Origin of the sequence: Paenibacillus sp. FSL R10-2734, assembly GCF_037963865.1 — a bacterium.
In the GTDB taxonomy this organism is placed as follows: Bacteria; Bacillota; Bacilli; order Paenibacillales; family Paenibacillaceae; genus Paenibacillus_AQ.
Genome location: NZ_CP150170.1, coordinates 6948930 through 6967454 on the forward strand (window position 1 = coordinate 6948930; position 18525 = coordinate 6967454).

At 44.6% G+C, this 18525-nt stretch carries 13 protein-coding genes; 7 read left to right on the plus strand and 6 right to left on the minus strand.

What is annotated here, in order from left to right; genetic code table 11:
* Positions 1-8 precede the first annotated feature (8 nt).
* Positions 9-2561 (minus strand): glycoside hydrolase family 2 protein, encoded by a 2553-nt coding sequence (locus NSS67_RS30155; RefSeq protein WP_339317464.1) that lies wholly within the window; start codon positions 2559-2561, stop codon positions 9-11.
* Between the two features lie 213 nt (positions 2562-2774).
* On the opposite strand from NSS67_RS30155, the gene NSS67_RS30160 reads away from it, so the two are divergent.
* From NSS67_RS30160 to NSS67_RS30185, 6 genes are all read left to right on the plus strand, one after another.
* A complete protein-coding gene (locus NSS67_RS30160) occupies positions 2775-4127 on the plus strand; it encodes an extracellular solute-binding protein (protein WP_339317465.1) in 1353 nt (450 codons plus the stop codon).
* Between the two features lie 110 nt (positions 4128-4237).
* Positions 4238-5131 (plus strand): sugar ABC transporter permease, encoded by an 894-nt coding sequence (locus NSS67_RS30165; protein WP_339317466.1) that lies wholly within the window; start codon positions 4238-4240, stop codon positions 5129-5131.
* Positions 5132-5133: 2 nt separating this feature from the next.
* Positions 5134-5967, plus strand: a complete 834-nt coding sequence (locus tag NSS67_RS30170; RefSeq protein WP_339317467.1) for a carbohydrate ABC transporter permease — start codon at positions 5134-5136, stop codon at positions 5965-5967.
* A gap of 31 nt (positions 5968-5998) precedes the next feature.
* Positions 5999-7849 carry a sensor histidine kinase gene (locus NSS67_RS30175; RefSeq protein ID WP_339317468.1) on the plus strand — a complete coding sequence of 617 codons (1851 nt, stop codon included), beginning with the start codon at positions 5999-6001 and terminating at the stop codon, positions 7847-7849.
* Positions 7850-9349, plus strand: a complete 1500-nt coding sequence (locus NSS67_RS30180) for a response regulator (RefSeq protein ID WP_339317470.1) — start codon at positions 7850-7852, stop codon at positions 9347-9349.
* Positions 9350-9362: 13 nt separating this feature from the next.
* Positions 9363-10100 (plus strand): fused MFS/spermidine synthase, encoded by a 738-nt coding sequence (locus tag NSS67_RS30185; protein WP_339317471.1) that lies wholly within the window; start codon positions 9363-9365, stop codon positions 10098-10100.
* Between the two features lie 77 nt (positions 10101-10177).
* Here the strand turns inward: NSS67_RS30185 and NSS67_RS30190 are convergent, their stop codons facing one another.
* From NSS67_RS30190 to NSS67_RS30210, 5 genes are all read right to left on the minus strand, one after another.
* A complete protein-coding gene (locus tag NSS67_RS30190; RefSeq protein ID WP_339317473.1) occupies positions 10178-11065 on the minus strand; it encodes a sugar phosphate isomerase/epimerase in 888 nt (295 codons plus the stop codon).
* A gap of 39 nt (positions 11066-11104) precedes the next feature.
* Entirely contained in the window at positions 11105-12130 is a 1026-nt protein-coding gene (locus tag NSS67_RS30195) for a LacI family DNA-binding transcriptional regulator (protein ID WP_339317474.1), read from the minus strand.
* A 68-nt stretch (positions 12131-12198) separates the two neighbouring features.
* A complete protein-coding gene (locus tag NSS67_RS30200) occupies positions 12199-13773 on the minus strand; it encodes a DUF3502 domain-containing protein (protein ID WP_339317475.1) in 1575 nt (524 codons plus the stop codon).
* A 75-nt stretch (positions 13774-13848) separates the two neighbouring features.
* A complete protein-coding gene (locus tag NSS67_RS30205) occupies positions 13849-14745 on the minus strand; it encodes a carbohydrate ABC transporter permease (protein WP_339317476.1) in 897 nt (298 codons plus the stop codon).
* A gap of 27 nt (positions 14746-14772) precedes the next feature.
* A complete protein-coding gene (locus NSS67_RS30210) occupies positions 14773-15708 on the minus strand; it encodes an ABC transporter permease subunit (protein ID WP_339317477.1) in 936 nt (311 codons plus the stop codon).
* 632 nt (positions 15709-16340) lie between these two features.
* Between NSS67_RS30210 and bglX the strand changes: the two genes are divergently transcribed.
* On the plus strand, positions 16341-18500 hold the full coding sequence (gene bglX, locus NSS67_RS30215; RefSeq protein WP_339317479.1) for a beta-glucosidase BglX: 2160 nt from the start codon (positions 16341-16343) through the stop codon (positions 18498-18500).
* Positions 18501-18525 lie beyond the last annotated feature (25 nt).

Below are 18525 nucleotides of genomic sequence, written 5' to 3' on the forward strand. Positions count from 1 at the left end.
TTTAGGATTTACAGCAAAGCTTCGCTCACAAAATCAACCATCGATTGAACCCTTAGCCCTTTAGGAACGGCCGGAGTCCAGTCCCTTCCATCCTTCCCGCGTAGCGAGATCTCTATCGTCTTGGACTGACCAGGGAGTAGATCAAAGTAATTATCAGAGAAAATCCCTTCGTCTTCTGAGGTCAGGTATACGCCTCTAGACAATACATCACTTGACACTGTGAAGCTTAAACCATCACTATTCGGAGTTTCCGTTACGGTAATTACTGAACGCTGCAACGGAATTTCTTTTTCCGGGACAAAATAATGCACCTTGCGGTCTATCGTCTGACCATCAGCCTGCAAGCAGATTTCAAGCAATACATCGTCCGATCTCTGACCTTCTACCAGTTCTGCAACAGGAGACGAGAATACGATAGCAGCAGAATCGGCTCCCAGCTCAACCGGATGTGTCCACTCTCGCAGCACCGAACCGTTAAACTGATACAACTTAAATACCAACTCTGCGTTCATTGCTTTTATTAAATCAGATACGACATGAACGTCTATCCGCTCACGGTCAGTTCCGTCGATAGACAACAGAACATCCTGAAAGCTCTTGCGGACGGTATATTGCAATGCTTTCCAGCGACCGTTGTAATCCATGCCTGCCCAAGAAGCGACCGGCCAGCAATCATTCATCTGCCAGTATAAAGTGCCCATACAATAAGGTTTATTTCTTCTGTGACTTTCAATCGCCATTCGAATCGCTTCGGCCTGTAGGATATGACTCATATACAGAAATGATTTGAAATCCTTCGGCTGCGGCAGATACATATCCATGTATTCCTTGATCAGCAGATTTCCGCGTCCATTCTTCTGATGAGCCAGCATCACCTCTGAGGTAAGCTCCAAATCCTGCTCTTCCGCATAGCTCATTACGGTCTTCAGTTCCGGGAACGACTGGAAGCCGTATTCACTCATAAAGCGACCAACCTTCGTATTATAATTCTCAAAAGGCTCAATCCCGTGCCAGACGCCCCAGTAATGAACATCACCATCGCCTACAATCCGCGTCGCATGTTGATTCATATCTCCAGTCAAGTTCCGCATCGGCGAAGACGGCCAATAGTCCACATCTGGATGGAACGCGGCTACAGCCTCAGGCAGAATACGGTGGAATATTTCCTCATAATCAGCCCACATGGTCGCTCTATGCTCAGCGCTGAGTTTTTCTTTCCAGCCCCAGCCCATATTCTCTTCAAACTGTGACCAAGCCGAATCAATCTCGTTATTGCCACACCATAGAGCGATGCAGGGATGATTGCGCAATCTTTTGACGTTATATTCCGCTTCTTTCTTCACATTCGCAAGGAATGCTTCATCCCCCGGATACATGCTGCAAGCAAACATGAAGTCCTGCCAGACCAACAGCCCGTATTCATCACAGAGCTTGTAAAAAATCTCCTCTTCATAAAACCCGCCGCCCCAAACGCGCAGCATATTCATGTTCGATTCTACCGCCGTGGCAATTTCATGCCGATACCGTTCCTCGGTTACTTCTGTGATGAAGCTATCATTCGGAATATGGTTAGCACCTTTGGCGAAGACCGACACACCATTCAGCGCAAAAGAAAACGAAGCTCCCTTGGCATCATGCTCCCGAATCAGTTGAATGCTGCGGAGTCCGGTTCTTACGCTTTTGCTCCCCTCAACTTCCGTACCCTGCACCAAATCCGCTTGGAATGTATATAAATGCGGCTCGCCTAGCCCTCTGCACCACCAGAGCTGCGGCTGGTCTACCACAATATCCAGCTCTATTTGCTGAATGCCACACTCTAAAGTAACCGCTTGCATCCACTCTAAACCATCTGCACTCATTCGCAGCATTCCCTGCCATGCCACAGGAGCATCTACTTCTATGATTGCCGTTAGTCGAGCCTCTTCCTTAGTGATTACATTTTGGCGGATATATAGATCTGTGATCTGAACTGCGTCACGTCCCACAAGAGATGCCTCACGCCAAATCCCACTGGTCAAGAAACGAGGGCCCCAGTCCCAGCCGTAATGGTAAGGAGCTTTGCGAGCAAAAACACTAATCCGCTGTTCATCTAGTCCCCCAAGCTCGGATTGATCATTCGGTGCAGGTAATGCATACCCCAGCTTCGCTAGTTTAGGCAGATCCTCTTTTACTACAGAGCGGAATCTCACTCTTATATTGTTCTCTCCAGTTTTCAGCTGATCTTTGACATCCACTTTCCACGCTAAGAACATATTGTCCGCAGCAAGTACATGTACATTATTCACATACACGTCAGCATATGTATCAAGACCTTCAAAGATCAGCTCCGTGCAAGTAAGCTCTGACCACTCTTCACCAAGCTGCAAAGTCGTTTGATATTCCCAGTCCTTCTTATCAATCCATTGTAGCTCATGTTCATTTGTTCCATAGAAGGGATCCGCAATCTTTCCGTTCTTCAGTAAATCCGTATGGACCGTGCCTGGCACAGTAGCCGGAAGCCATTCCTCATCGCCGCAGCCTCTAAATTCCCACTTTGCAAGTTTCATCTCTAGATGTTTCATATTATCCTCCTCATATCTCTTCTACCATTTCATTGAATCCGCTTGATATTATTTGTATTTTGTTATCCATTCGTTAGGTATATACTAATTATAAACGCTCAAACAAAACAAATAAAGACAATAAATAATAATACAATACATTTCTAAACAGTTTGTTTAACGCTATAATCTTCATGTAAACGCTAACAATAAAACTAAAAAGGGGATTAGAGCATGAGTAAAAAGTTATATTCGTTATCTTTTGTTATGATTATGGCATTATCATCAGCCATTGCTGGCTGCGGTTCAAACACTAACAACAACACGAATAACAGCGCTGCCGCAACAGATAAACCCACAGCAACTAATGCAGAGAATACAGCTGGTAACACAACAAGCAATGCAGCTGCTGAACCTGCAGCAGGAGCTGATACCAGCGGTAAAATCACCTTTCTAACCAACAGAACAGATATGATCGGCAAAGAATACGACGAATATTTAAAGCGCTTTAATGAGAAATACCCGAATATTAAAGTCGAATTTGAAGCTTCCCAAACGGATTATAATCAACAAGCTAAAGTGAGAATGGCCAGTGGTGAGCTTCCTGACGTTATGTTCATCCCTACTATTCCTAACTCCGACCTGCCGAAGTATTTCGCTTCTCTAGATGATCTCGGTCTGAATGACCAAGTCACCTTTAAAGACTTCAAATCCTTTGATGGTAAGCTATACGGGATTACTACCGGGAACTCTACTTCAGGGATTGTATATAACAAAAAAGCATTTGCCGATGCCGGCATTACAGAAGTCCCTAAGACTTGGGATGAGTTTCTGGCTGCCTGCGAGAAGCTGAAAGAAAAAGGTGTCATTCCTCTGGCTTCCAACTTCAAAGACAAATGGCCGCTCAATGACTGGGTGTATGCAGTACCACGTGTGATTGAAGGTAAAGCAGACTTCCCAAATGAAAAGCTAAATACAGATACACCTTTCACTATGGATAATGGATACGGCAAAGCACTTGGACTGCTGAGAGAGCTGAATGAAAAAGGCTATCTGGAAAAAGACATTAACTCCACCAACTGGGAACAATCGAAAAAAGACATTGCTTCCGGTAAATTCGCAATGTACTTCCTGGGCAACTGGGTTATCAATCAAGTCATTGGCGCCGGCACTACTGCTGACAATGTAGGCTTCTTCCCACTTCCTTATGACAATTCAGGTACACCGTCTGCTCCACTAAGCCCAGACTTCTTCTACGCGGTATCCAAGAACAGTAAAAGTGTAGATGCGGCTAAGGTTTTTGTGAAATGGATGATTGAAGAGTCCGGTTACGAAGATTTTGCAGGCTTCATCTCCCCACTGAAAGGGAAGGAATCCTCGCTTGCTCAGCTTAAGGAGTTCCAATCCACGGGCGTGGTATTGCAAGAGGGTACTGTAGATGACGCTAAAGTAACTGAAATTAGCAATAAAGCACAGCTTGACTTGCCAGCAGTTGTACAGGAATTCGTTCTTGCTAAAGATCCACAATCGGTCTTTGACAAATGGAACAAGGCTTGGGCTAAAGCTAAGAAAGACCTCGGCTATTAATTCAAACCTTTGTTGATTAGAAGTACACTACGGCGCAAAATGGATTATCGCCTTTACGGATAATCCATTTTTCCTTTCCATACCATGCTTTTACGAAAGAAGGTCTAGCGATGTTCGGAACACTCTCCTATAACAAACAGAAGACGATAATAATCGTATCCTTCCTTACGATCCCATTGTTGCTGCTCGCAACATTTACGTACTACCCAGCGCTCAAGCTGATCTATTACAGCTTTACGAATTGGGATGGCTATAGTCCCGAGAAACCATGGGTCGGGCTTGATAATTACCGTGAAGTTTTCGCTAACCCTGCAATTTTCAAGGTGTTTACTCATAACTTTGCTTATTTCGCGATGGGAATTCTCCAGAATATCGTCGCTATTTATTTTGCAATTGTGCTGAATAGTAAGCTGAAAGGAAAAAATGCATTTCGAATCTTACTTTTCCTCCCTTACATTATGAACGGAGTCGCCGTCGCCTTTATGTTTGGTTATGTCTTTGACACCACGAACGGCTCCCTGAATATGTTCCTGAATAGCATCGGTCTAACCGGACTAGGACAGACCAGCTGGCTTGGAACAGAAGGACTGGTCAACTATTCTCTAGCCTCCACAGGATTTTGGCGTTTCATGGGCTATAACATGGTAATCTACATCGCTTCCTTGCAGGCCATTCCAAACGATATATATGAAGCCTCAAAGATCGATGGTGCCGGGCCTTTTCAGACGCTTTGGAGAATTACTTTACCAAATATGAAGCCTGTTATTCAGCTCAACTTATTTCTTACCGTCACAGGGGCACTGGAAGTATTCGATCTCCCGTTCGTGTTGACCAAAGGCGGTCCTGCAGGCGCCAGCGAAACTTACGTACAAAAAGTTGTAGATACTGCATTTGCTTATAACAACTATGGCCTTGCTTCTGCCATGAGTATTATCCTGCTCTTCTTTGTCGTCATCGTACTGTTAATTCAGCAACTAGTTCTTAGCCGGGGGGGAGACAAATAGACATGGCACACTCCAAATTCAGCTTCACAGGTGTTATTAAATACTTCACGCTGCTTATCGGCGTATTTGTTGTCCTATTTCCTCCTTATGTGGTTATCGTCAATGCCTTTAAATCAACTGACGAGTTTAACAGCAGCAGCTCCATGGCGCTACCCAATAGCTTTTTAAATTTCGATAATTTCATTGCCGTCTTTCAACGTGGAGGTCTACTTAACGGCTTTGGTAACGTATTAATTATTATCGCTATTACTTTAATTCTGAACATTCTGTTCGGCACTATGGTAGCATTTGTATTGGGACGCTTCTCTTTCAAATTAAAACCCGTTGTCTTCGGCGCTTATCTAATAGCCACCATTATTCCTAGTATCACGACACAAGTGGCGACTTTTGGTATCATCAAAAGCATGGGGCTCTACAATACACTTGGCGCCCCAATCGTGCTCTATATTGGAGCAGATGTGATTCAGATTATTCTATATTTGCAATTCATCCGTAATATTCCCGTGGATCTCGATGAAAGTGCAATGGTAGAAGGTGCATCTTTGTTCAGAATCTATCGAACGATTATTTTCCCATTACTTACGCCAGCTACAGCGACTTTAATTATATTAAAAACCATCAGTATCTATAATGACATGTACATCCCTTATCTATATATGCCAAAACAAAGCCTTGGCGTAGTAACAACGATACTGATGCGGTTCCAAGGGGTCAATTCAGGGGAGTGGAATTTGATTTGTGCGGCTATTCTACTTATTCTACTGCCTACAGTGATTCTATATTTCTTCTTACAGCGTTACATCTTTGAAGGCGTAACCAGCGGCGCGGTCAAATAAGGCAGTTCACTTTAAGAAAGGAACAACGCAAATGGTATCATACATCCGGCTAGTCCTACGAAAAATGTGGTTGTTCCTTGCCAATCTGCCGATGGAGCGAAAGCTGATCGTCGTATTTGTCTTTCTGATCTCGCTTCCTATCACTTATGTCAGTTATTTGTCCTCCCGCTCCATGTTCAATTCTGTTCTTGTCAATGCAACGGAAGGCGCGAACCAAATGACATCGAACGCCTCTGATACCATCGACCGTTATGTTGCCGATCTAAAAAGATACACAGCACTGCCGCTATATAATACCGATGTACAATTCTACCTAACTCAGCAAAATACCGACTGGGATAAGAATACTAGCATGGCGATGTTTCTGAGCTATTTGAAGCATATGAAGGAAGAGATCATCGCCGTGTACATGGTGGACCAGTACGGCTCTGTTTTTTATGATAGAGTTCCAGGGATCCACGAGCTGTATCCTGAGGAACGACTAGCCAAATGGAGAACCTTAAGTGAAGAAGCTGGGGCTGCTCCTGTCATTCAAGGCAGACATACGATTCGCATAAACTCCAATGCCCATAGAGAGGTTATTAGTGTACTGCGCACTATTAATTCTGTAAGCACGCTGGACAATATAGGAATTCTCGTATTTGATGTAGACATCAACCTGTTTAAGGGTATCATCGATCCTGTAAATGCGGTTACGCAAGGAAACTCCCTAATTGTAGATAATAACGGAAAACTAATCTATGCCAGTGAAGACTTAGCGGACTCCATTCAAGCTGGCAAGGAGCAAAGTCTGAACACACAGCTTTTGCTGCAGCATGTAAATCAGCAGCAGGATCATTTTCAAATAGAAATGAATGGCCAGTCTTATCTTGCAGTGTATAGTGTTTCGAAACAGACCGGTTGGACGACTATGGTTACAATTCCCTTGTCCCGCATCCTGTCTCCAATGCAGAAGAATCGCAATACACTTATATTGACTACACTGATCATTATTGCTTTTGCACTTTGTGTTGCGACTATCATCTCACATGCGCTGACCAAACCCCTTAAATCTTTAGTCCGTCTAATGAAACGGGTCCAGCACGGTAATCTAGATGTCTGGCAGCACTCCAAATATAATGATGAGATTGGAATGCTTGGCAGTCATTTTAATCGAATGATCATAAGGGTCAAGGATCTGCTGCAGGAAGTATCCCTCACCGAGAAGCGTAAGCAAAAGGCTGATATGCGGGCACTTCAGAACCAGATCAATCCCCATTTTATTTATAATACACTGGAGTCTATCCGTATGCTGGCAGAGAGCAATGATGACCCTCGTGTAGCGAAGCTCACCTATTTACTTGGACTTCAAATGCGTTACAGCATTGTCCGAAGCGAAGAAACTGTTACAATCAGACAAGAGCTGGATCATGTACGAAATTATTATCATCTGCTGCAAATCCGGTTTCCAGAGAAGTTCAGTCTAAACATTGACGTGCCAGAGAGATTTCTATATTTGCCTGTAATCAAACTTGTCTTTCAACCCATCGTAGAGAACGCAGTCTTTCACGGCTTGGATCAAAAAATAGGACTCGGCACCTTGAGCATCACCGCATGGAGTGAGCAAGGAGTTGTCGTATTCTGCGTAGAAGATGACGGTATCGGTATGGATGAAGCTACACTACGTTCCTTAAACAATAGCCTGCAAAATGGGACTGACGGTGAAATGTTCGGTATCGGGCTACGGAATGTGAATGAGCGAATCCGCCTACATTATGGCAACTCATTTGGGCTCCTTGTAGAGAGTGAGCTCGGAGTGGGTACTCGCGTTACCCTGCGCATAGAGGACTTTACTGCTAATCATAATGAAGATAAATTTAATTACGGAGAGGGGTTGCTCTGATTGCTGCGCATTGCAATTGTTGACGATGAAATCCTAATCCGCGAAGGACTGGCCCGAATGATCAGCAAAGAAAGTACTAAATTTCTGGTCATCGGCACTTACCCCGACGGGAAAAATTTACTTGATGAGTTACCCACCCTACAGCTTGATGTTGTGATTACTGATATTCGCATGCCACAAATCAATGGCCTTGAGCTGATTAAACAGTTAAAAGCCAACCATCCGCAAATACGCTCCATCCTAATGAGTGGATTTGTGGAATTTAATTATGCCAGAGAAGCTATACGCAGCTCTGCTGTAGACTACTTATTAAAGCCAATCGATAAAGTGCAACTGTTCGAACTGCTTTATCATTTGGAGGAAGAGCAGGAATCCTCTCGTAACAAGGAGGAACGTCACCGTTCCGGGCTCTTGCTGACACTTCTGCATATCGAAGAGCCTCCTTCCCCCTTGCTAATGTCGAGCCTTACCTTGCCCCAGCCTTATTTCTCGGTATTTGTGTTCAAAGGAAGATCTAGAGAACCGGTCTGTTCCTGTGCAGACAGTCTGAGGCAAGAGAAGGCATTTAGCATCGACAGCTTGGAGATTCAAAATGGATTATACGTCTGGTTCCTGTATTCTACAATTCCACTCTCAGACAGCGATTGGAACGACATCGGCGACAGAATTCGAATCTCTGCCAGTGGCATGACACTGCATGTAGGTACTAGCAGTTCCTATAATGATACCGCCAAGCTTAGACAAGCGTATCTGGATGCCAAGTTAGCTTGCAATGTCGGCATTTACAATCCAAATCGACTACATTACGCGAATATCCAACAGGTTCGTCAGCCAGAGGTAAATATTCTTGATTCATTTCATGCGATCAAAGAACCATTGATCCACGATCTGCAAATTCTGAATATGGAGGGTGTCTTAGAGCGGGTGCATACCTTATTCTCAGAGCTGAAATCACAACAAACTGCACCTGATCAAATTCTCCGTGTCTGTCGGTGGGTTGAAGAAACTGTACAGAAAGAACTGCAAGAGTTTGAGACCCTCTACAAAGGCGCTCCAGACCTTGGGCTAGATGAAAGAATTGCGTCCAGTATGAGCTTCAGTGAAATCGAGTGCGTGTTCACCGATCATTTTTCAAGCATTCTATCTGAGATCAGAACACATCGCCTAGAGATGTCCGGTACAGCTATAGAAACTATAAAGCGCTGGATCTCCGCCAACTATAATCAACATGCGGATCTGAATACCTTGGCGAACATGGTATTTTTGACACCAAGCTATTTAAGTAAACTATTTAAACAAGAGACTGGGCTTACACTAACGGACTACATCACGGAAATCCGGCTTCGTAAAGCCAAGCATCTGCTCAAGAGTGCCCCAGACCTAAAGATTCACGAGATTGGAGCAGAAGTTGGATACGGTGATCCTGCCTATTTCAATAAGCTTTTTAAACGTGTAGTCGGCGTTACACCCAATGAATATAAACGAATTTCTATCGTATAAGGAGTTTGATCACTTGCAATCACAGATTCACACGAGCAGCGATAATCATGAAATCACCGTCTATGACACCACAGAACTATACGGTGAACAAGGTGCGTTCCGCGTCATGCAGTTTTCCAATCAGGCCATTCAAGGTGCGATGGATCTCAATGACCCAGAACGAATTGTGTTTGAATATCCAAGAGCCATTATTCACTTGATGGAATTCAATGCCCCCGCTTTTGAGGACGTCTTTCTTATTGGTCATGGGATTGGAACGATTGCCGGGCATTTTCCGGACAAAAGATTTAAAGTAGCTGAGCTAGATAGTGAAGTAGTGGAATTAAGCCGCCGCTGTTTTGGATACAGCCAAGATAACGTGAAGATCGGAGACGGACGCCAGCTCCTTGAAGGTGAGGAACCACAGAAATATGATTACATCGTCTTAGACGCTTTCACCGCCGCAGGCACGCCGAGACATTTAATTTCCAGTGAATTTTTCAGCATCGCTCGTTCAAAACTGAATTCCGAAGGGTATATCCTTATGAATTTAATGGGAAAAGGAGAAAATGATCCGCACATTAACGCTATTTACACAACACTCGCGGAAGAGTTTATGTATATCAAATCCTTTTCACTGCCTTCAGAAGGGGCTGCGGATATCCAAAACATCATTATTATAGGTGGCTTTAAGCCGATTCGCTTTCAAGCTCGCCAGATGGCAGGCTTTAATGAAATCCAGCTTGGGCAAGGATATCTTATTCGGGATTAAGCTTTTAAAAATGACCTCATCCTCCACTTCACTGTGGATTTTGAGGTCATTTTTGGGTTGTTACTATCTGATATCCTTTACACCGGATTAGGGACAAAGCTGCCACCTCGGCAATACTTCAAATAATTTAGCGCATGTACTTGTCCAGTCATTTCTAGCTCACCCTGGTAGACAGGATCATGCCAGCCTTCAATATCAATAGTTCCCTTATAGCCGGCTTGGCGCAGAATCGAGATGATATCCACCCAATTCGTATCTCCAAAGCCAGGTGTCCGGTCCCACACATAAGTCTTAGGTCCATGAATCCCGTATTCCTTGACGATATCCCAAGCGATGGTGGCATCCTTGCCATGTACATGGAATACCTTATCCACCCATTTGCGTAGCTGTGGAATTGGATCAATCAGACCTATCAGCTGGTGGCAAGGCTCCCATTCCAGACCCAGATTGTCTGCCGGAACGGCATTGAACATCTTCTCCCAGGCTGAAGGATTGTGGGCGATGTTCCACTCTCCGGCCTGCCAATTTCCGCCCATAGCGCAATTCTCAAATGCAATTTTTAGGCCGCGATCCGCTGCCCTCTTGGACAATTCTCCGAACACCTCTGCAAATCTCGGAATCGACTCGTCAATCGACGAACCCGGCAGACGGCCAGTGAATCCGCCGATAATATCTGTGCCGAATAAATGGGCATGATCAATCAATCGCTCCCAACTGGCGAGTGTGTCAGCATTGTCTCCATCTCCTGAAAGTGGATTGCCATAAATTCCAACGGAAGAGATGACAAAATCATGCTCAGCAGCCAGCCCCCTTACTCGTGCAGCTGTTTCTACAAGATTGGTTTCACCTGTGGTCTGCCAAAAGTTCAGGTTAAACGATTCAAACCCATGCTGAACAATTTGCGGAATAACGGCGACTGCCTCCCCGCCACGAACCAGAGTACCTATTCTTAATGTGTCTTGCATTTGGGTTTACCACTCCAATGATATGGTTTATAGTCAGGATTAAACTTTAGCCTTGATCATCTTGCAGGAGCCACGCTTGAGCAATACCGCATCGTAGACAATATGCTGATGGCCTGACCGTCCAGAAATAAGATCAAACAAGACGCCCACACTGGATAAAGCCATTTCTGTACCTGGTTGGCTGATCGTATCAAGTGAAGGATGAAAATATTCCGCCATCTCAATCCCGTCAAAGCCAATGATTGAAATATCATCCGGGATAGACAACCCCGCGGTAAGTACAGCTTTGGCAGCACCGATAGCAATCGTGTCGGAAGCAGCAAATATTGCGGTTACTCCCTTATTCCTTTTAAGCAGTCTGCGCGTCGCATCAAATCCCGAGCTAGGACTGTATTCACAATCCTCCACCAACTGTGCATCGTAAGGCAGATTATGTTCTTCCAGTGCTTTTTTGTAGCCCAAATATCGTCGATTCCCCGTAGTTTCATCCAACAATGGGGACTTGGCTAAAAACCCGATATTCTCATGTCCAAGTGAGATCAAATAATTGGTGGCCTTATAAGCTTCTTTCAATTCATTAATGGTGACACTGGAAAAGATATCAGGGTCCACCTCTTGTGTGGAGGTGATCGTCGTCAGAACAAAAGGGACCGTCAGCTGCTTGAATTTCTCTTCGGAATGATTGTAGGTTCCGCCCATGAAGATAATCCCGCATAGATTTTTTTCTTTGGTCAGCTGGATCGCTGCATTGATTTCATCCGTACCATCCTCTACCTGATGAATAAGGAAGGGATAACCTCGTAGATTAGCCTGACGCTCGATCTCTTTGATCATATTGGAGAAGAACGGATTAGTAATCCCCTTGACCATTAGTGCAATGTTCTTAGACTCCGTAGTTTTTAAATTTCTTGCATTGGAATTGGGAATGTAATTGTATTCCTTAACAACATTCAGAACCTTTTCCCGTGTAGCCTTACTCACCAGCCCCTTATTGTTGATGACCCTGGAAACCGTCGAGATGCCCACACCGGAAATCCGCGCGATATCCTTGATATTTACGTCCACTATACTCCCCCACTTATAAGTAAGGGAGCTATATGCTACTATAGCTCCCTCACACCTTTTAACGTTCTTTAGTTCACTGGAACAAACTCAGCCAATTGCTTTTCTACTTCGGCAATAACCTTGTCAACTCCTGCTTTTTTCAGTTGCTCACGGTATTCCGCTACAGCAGCTTTAGGATCTTTGCTTGTTTTACCAAGCATCAATTGAATACCAAGCTGGGAATTCACGTTGGAGATGGAAGCAATTTCTGTAGTTACATTCGATGGATCAAAGCTAAAGCCATTGTATGGATCATCGATAGCGACTTTATCCCACTCTGCAAACAAGGAGTTACGAATTGGGTTTTCTGTATCCGTAGGAACTACGAATTTGTCATTACGAAGTGACCAAGCAGCGAAACCTCCGCCATCAGTTTTTTCGTTGAAGCCTGCAGGCTGCTTTTTAACACCATTTTCCATAACATATTGTTTGCCTTCAATACCGTTTTGGATGAGGTTGTAGTAGCTTTCGTCAGTCATAAACTTCTCGATCACCATCAAAGAGCGCTCTGGATTCTCGGAGTTCGTGCTGATTACAGTCGAGTTGTCAACACCCATCTTACGTTTGATCTTCTTGTTGGCTTCCGCAAAAGTGAAGAATGCAGTTTCTGCCTCTGGTTGTGCCTTCAAATCTGCACCGTATTGGCCGATCCAGTCCTGAGCATGAGTCAAATAACCTGCGGAGTTTGCTGCTCTGAAGTTATCTTTGCTGCCAAGAGTTGCAGACAGCACATCTTTGCCCCAGTATCCTTTATCTGCCCATTCACGCATCTTCACAGCCCAATCTTCAAATTCCTGAGTGTATGCTGGATGGAAGACGGTCTTGTAGTCCTCTGGACTTTTGGTCACAAGATTCAGTTCATTCAAAGATATACCAGGTGCGTTAAGCCACATTCCTGTAGTATCTACGAGCATTCTGAACATATTGGCTGCATCTTCAGCCTTACCGTTAATTGGTGGGAAGGACTCATTGGCAACTACGTTATCCATGTATTTAACCATATCATCGATAGTGGTGATTTTATCCATGCCGTATTTTTTCAGCAAGTCTACACGATAGGCATAACCATTTGGTGTATATTCGCTATAAAGACTCGGAACACCATAGATTTTACCTTTGTATTTAGTATTTTCCCATACACTAGCAGGGATTTCTGCCTTCAGCTTAGGAGCAACTTTATCGAGCATATCTGTAAGGTCCACTAAAGCGCCTTCACTAGCCAATGTAAAGTAAGATACTGGTGCTCCTGGAGATGCATGAGACATATCAAACTTCTCACCTGAAGCAAATAGCAACGGGTATTTCGTATTGATATCCGGCCAGTCAATATACTTCACTTCAATTGTAGCGTTGAGATCAGCTTTGAGCTTTTTGTTAATTTCAGCTAGAATCGCCTTATTTTGAACGCCTTCACTGCCCCACAGGTAGTACACCAACTTAGCTTCTTTGGAAGTGTCTACTCCGCCTGTATTCGTTGAAGCTTCTGGTGCCTTCGTAGCTGTCGAATCATTACTCGCTTCGTTGTTCTTCGATGAACAGGCTGTCAGTGCCCCAGTAAGCATGAGTACAGCAATTAAAGAAGACGCAATTTTTTTACCTTTCATTAGGTAAGCCTCCCTTTTCTCTTCTATTTATGAATTGCATTTATAATAAACGCGCCTTCGAAAAGGAGACGTCCATTAACCCTTTACAGCCCCGATGGTGAGGCCCGTTACGAAATAACGCTGTACAAATGGATATAAGAGAATAATTGGTCCAGTGGCCAATACAGCTGTAGCCATCTTAATGGACTGCGTTGGAAGATCGGCAGTATTGATAACCGCTCCCGAGTTGATCAGCGCCCCTAGGTTCGTCTGATTAACCATTCGCTGCAAGAAGTATTGGAGTGGATATTTCGTCGGGGAGTCCATATAAAGCATCCCGTTGTACCACTCATTCCAAAAGCCCAACGCTGAGAAAAGTCCAATGGTAGCCAAGGATGGGACAGCCAGCGGAATAAATATCCGCCAATAGATGCGGAAGTCACCAGCACCGTCAATGGTAGCAGATTCATATAAAGAATCCGGAATGGCCTTCATAAAATTACGCATTAGGAAGATGGACCATGCGCCAACCACGCCCGGTAGAATCATGGCGAATAAGCTGTCTTTCAAATCCAAGTGCTTGACCATCAGGATGTACGTTGGAATCAAGCCACCGCTGAAAAGTGTTGTAAAGTAAATTAGAAAGGAAAAGAAGTTGCGATATTTGAAATCCTTGCGGTTAAGCACGAACCCAGCCATCGACATCATGAACAGTCCAAGGACCGTACCCACAACGGTTATAAAAATAGTTACCTGATAAGCATTTATCAATTGCGTAGAGTTGTTGAACAACATCTCGTAAGCCTTAAAGGAAAATTCCTTAGGCAGCAGCTTGTAGCCCTCACGGACGATCTCCTGCTCATTCATGAACGATGAGGAGATCATTAGAGCAAAGGGAAATAAACAGAACAGTGAAAAGATAGTAATGCAGACATAGCTAATCGTTTTTATGATAATACTTCCGGAATCTTGTTTGATTTTTTGAGTTTCCATATTCATCACCCCTGTTTCGTGTCTGATCTAGAACAATGCGCTGTCCGGCTCGACCTTGCGTACAATAAAGTTAACTACAAGCACCAGAATCAGACCGAATAAGGATTGGTAGAAGCCTACTGCGGCGCCCATAGAGAAATTAAATTGTCCTACTAGTGAACGGAAGACATAGGTATCAATGATATCCGTCTGCGGATACAGTACGGAGTTCGTGCCAATCAGATTGTAGAAGAGGTCAAAGGAGCCTTTGAGAATTCCACCCATTCCGAATAGCAGGAGCAAAATAAAGGTTGGTTTGAGAATTGGTAAGGTCATATAACGGATTCGCTGCCAGGTTGTGGCTCCGTCCATATAGGCAGCTTCGTAGAGGTCATGATTAATCCCTGTGATCGTTGCCAGATAGACAATCATTCCGTATCCGGTACCAGCCCAGATCTTGAAGGCTACAATGATGTATTTCCATATGCCCGGATCAGAATAAAACTCGTAACGGTCTAGCCCCATTCCAGTTAACATCGTATTGATAAACCCGGAATTGAAATTGAATATATTGTAGGCAAACACACCGACGATAACCATGGAAATAAAGTTAGGTAGGAGAATGACCGATTGTGACACTTTCTTGAACCACTTGCCCGAGATCTCCGATAGCATAATGGCAAACACAATTTGAATAATGTTACCTAGAGCTAGGAAGACGATGTTGTAGAGCAACGTATTCTTGGTAATATTCCATAGATCGCCATTTTGAACCAAAAATTCGAAGTTTTTCAGACCGATAAAGTTACTTCCGAAAATACCTTTGTTGAGCTTGTAATCTACAAATGCAACATAAGCGCCAGGCATTACCGCATAGTGAAAAATAATGAAATATACGATTACAGGCAGCAACATTAGAAAAAGCACTTTGTTCTTAATGACTTCTCGGACAATACTTCCACCCGCAAGCTTAATTCTTGCCAATGAGCCCACCTCCAATTTGAAAGATGCATTTCGTCACATGCATAACTTAGCTTCCTTTCTTGTCCCGCAACCAGCATAAAACTGCTTGCTCATCCTTTATGAAAAAGCGTATCGGATGATATAGAAACGTTTCCATAATTTCTTTGAAACTCCCTGTACGAAAATCATACTCCCTAGATGTATGCGCTGTCAATTCATTTTATTTTTGAATTTCTAGTAATAAAAATCACATTTCACATCCTAAATATTATGAATCAACCATTTTAGCGAAGATAATTGACTTTTTATGGGCTTCGGACTAAGATCGATATGTATCGTTAATGGAAACGTTTCTATTTGTTCTTTCACAAACATGTCAGCCTCTATAAAGGGCGTCTGACAATGAACTCCCCGTACTGATCTATTTCATGTTTCATCTAATACTATTTTATCTGCGTGTGCATACGAAGCAGGATACTGAAAGCTATCCTATACTCGGAATCCGCTCTTGCTCTTAATGTTCTATAGCCCCCTGAAGGGTTCTGGAGTAGATCAAAATAGCGGTAAACACAATCTGCAAGCGCTCTCTTGTCGGTATAGCCCATCTATTTGTCACAATAACTTTCAATGCGCTCACGAGGAAGGTGTTAATCATGACTAAAGCGTTTATCCAAGATCTTGTGAACGACATGACTCTAGAAGAAAAATTGGCCCAATTAACCCAGCTAGGCCCTCACTATTGGGGGTTAGATGATACCGTGGATTTAACTGGCCCATTCAAGGAACTGAACATTCAGCCACAAATAATGGAGAACATCGGAAGCGTTCTGAACGGCATTGGCGCCAGGAATGTGATTGATCTGCAGACCCGGCATTTGAAAACCAACCGTCAGAAGATTCCCCTGCTCTTCATGGCAGATGTCATTCATGGTTACAGAACCATCCTTCCGATTCCGCTTGCGATAGGTTGTAGCTTTGACCTAGAAGCCTGCGAAAGATTCGCTGAAATTGCAGCCAAGGAGAGTGCGGCTGCCGGCATTCACCTCACTTTCTCACCAATGACGGATCTAGTACGCGATCCGCGCTGGGGACGGGTGATGGAGACATCCGGTGAGGACCCTTATCTAAATGCCCGTGTAACCGAGAGCATGGTGCGGGGCTATCAAGGCAAAGACCTAAAAGAAAAAGGACGCATCGCTGCTTGTGTGAAGCACTTCGCCGGCTATGGCGCTCCCGAAGGCGGTCGTGAATACAATACGGTGGATATGTCCCTCGGCGTATTACGCGAGTTCTATCTGCCAGCCTATAAGGCTGCAGTAGATGCGGGTGTAGCCATGGTGATGGCCGCATTCAATACGATCGATCGCATACCAGCAAGCGGTAATTCCAAACTTCTCCGCGGGATTCTGCGCGAGGAATGGGGCTTCAACGGCGTTACCATTGCTGATTTCAATTCCGTCAATGAGCTGATCCCTCATGGTGCTGCGCAGGATGGCAGTGAAGCAGCAGAGAAAAGTCTGGCCGCCGGACTGGATATTGAAATGATGTCCACCCATTATCTGAACCACGGTGCTGGTCTAGTCCAGGAAGGTAAGCTTGATATTTCCTTGATTGATGAAGCCGTCATCCGAGTGCTGGAGCTCAAGGACGCTCTCGGCTTGTTTGAGAATCCATTCAAGGATGCAGATCCACTAGTAGATGAGGCGCCTACGCCGAGCGCGGAGCATTTGCAAGCCGCGCGAGAGCTTGGTGCCAGCTCAGTTGTTCTGCTGAAAAATGACAATGACGCTCTGCCCCTTAAACGCGGTATGAAGATTGGACTAGCTGGTCCCTTCGCTACCTCCATTCATGTGCTAGGCGGCTGGTCTGGAACGGAAAAAGACCCTGCCGTATCACTCTACAGCGGCGTTTCTCAAAAAACTTCTGCTGCAGATATTATTACGGCCATGACTGGCGAGCTGGGAAGCATGCTGGACGGTGTTTTTGATGTGGAGGATGAAATCGAGGAAGCTTTCCAGCGCCTGAAAGATTGCGATGTGATTCTCGCTGCTGTCGGCGAGAATCAGCAGGATACCGGGGAAGGCGGAAGCAAAACCAATCTACGCCTGTCGACCAATCAGGAGAAGCTGATCTGGCGTCTGAAGGATACCGGCAAAAAGATCGTTACCGTTGTATTTAGCGGCCGACCGCTGGAGCTAAAGCCCGTTCTTGAGGCTAGCGACGCTTTGCTGCAAGCCTGGTTCCTAGGTACAGAATCAGGAAACTCACTAGCTGATGTGCTGTTCGGAGATTATAATCCTTCCGGTCGTTTATCTATGAGCTTTCCTTACTCGGTTGGGCAAATTCCTGTCTATTACAATGCTTATCAGACGGGCCGTCCTTATGATCCACTATATCCCAATGTTCGTTATGTAACTCGATATCTGGATTGCCCTAATGACCCGCTGTTCTGCTTTGGATATGGACTTAGCTACTCCAGTTTTGATCACAGCAACTTCAATGTTGATGCTGCCGATCGAGTTGTTGCCTCCATTGAGGTAGAGAATACTTCGGACATCGCCGGCAAGGAAACCGTTCAACTCTATATCCACGATGTCAGTGCAAGTGTCGTGCGTCCGATCAAGGAGCTGAAGGGCTTCCGGCAGATTACACTCGCAGCGCATGAGAAACAAGTGGTTTCTTTCGAGATCACTAGAGATATGCTGATGTTCTACGGAAAAGACGATCAATTGGTCTTCGAGCCCGGGGAATTTGATATTATGATTGGTAGAAACTCCGGAGATCACTTCACCCAGCGGATCTGGGTCGACTAACAATATTAGACAGTAAGGGAGATAC